General features: G+C 72.6%; 1 protein-coding gene and 1 pseudogene. Both read left to right on the top strand.

The window, feature by feature from the left end:
• Positions 1–208: 208 nt before the first annotated feature.
• A complete protein-coding gene (locus A5777_RS11590) occupies positions 209–553 on the top strand; it encodes a DUF3349 domain-containing protein (protein ID WP_039856885.1) in 345 nt (114 codons plus the stop codon).
• Between the two features lie 10 nt (positions 554–563).
• A pseudogene (locus tag A5777_RS11585) lies at positions 564–849 on the top strand (o-succinylbenzoate--CoA ligase); the annotation flags it as partial.

The following is an 849-nucleotide window of genomic DNA, read 5'->3' as shown; positions in this document are numbered from 1 at the left end:
CGGGCCCGCCCCCCGCCCCCCCCGCCCCCCCGCCTCCCCCCCCCCGCCCCCCCCCCCCCCCCCGCCCCCGCGCCCCCCCCCCCCCCCCGCCCCCCCCCCCCCCCCCCCCCCCCCCCCCCGCCCCCCCCCCCCCCCCCCCCCCCCCCGGACCGCTTAGAATCGCAGACCAGAACGCGTAAGGCGTCTGTGTGTGCGAGAGGGGGACGGCGTGGCCGATCGGCCGCAATTTCTGAAGAAGATCATCGACTGGTTGCGCGCCGGGTATCCCGACGGCGTACCCACCGATGACTACATCCCCCTCGTCGCACTCCTGCGTCGACAACTCAGTGAGGACGAAGTCGACGAGGTCTCTGGCGAGCTCATCCGCGAGTCGGCGCCGCCGCCCGAGCCGATCTCCAAGATCGACGCCGGGGTGAAGATCTCCAAGGTCACCCATGAGCTCCCCCACGAGGCCGACATCGAACGCGTCCGCACCTACCTCGAGTCACGCGGCTGGCCGTTCGACGACCACCCCCTCGACCCGCCACCGTCCGACGGCGCCGAGCCGGAGTAGTTTTGCTGCGGTGACCCGCATCCTGCGACCACTCCCCCTGCCTGCCGACTCGACGGTCCTCGACCTCCGCGACACCCTGCTCGCGATGGTCACTCCCCAACCGCCGCTCAGGCCCGCCTCGCTGGTCGAGCCCCAACCGCTGGTCGAGCCCCAACCGCTGGTCGAGCCCCAACCGCTGGTCGAGCTTGTCGAGACCACGCCCCCCATTCCGCTGGTCGAGCCCCAACCGCTGGTCGAGCTTGTCGAGACCACCGCTGGTCGAGCTCCAACCGCTGGTCGAGCTTGTCGAGACCACT

This window comes from Gordonia sp. 852002-10350_SCH5691597 (assembly GCF_001665715.1).
Lineage (GTDB): Bacteria > Actinomycetota > Actinomycetes > Mycobacteriales > Mycobacteriaceae > Gordonia > Gordonia sputi.
Note: the sequence above shows the minus strand (reverse complement) of the source record. Positions and strands in the feature narration are given on the sequence as shown.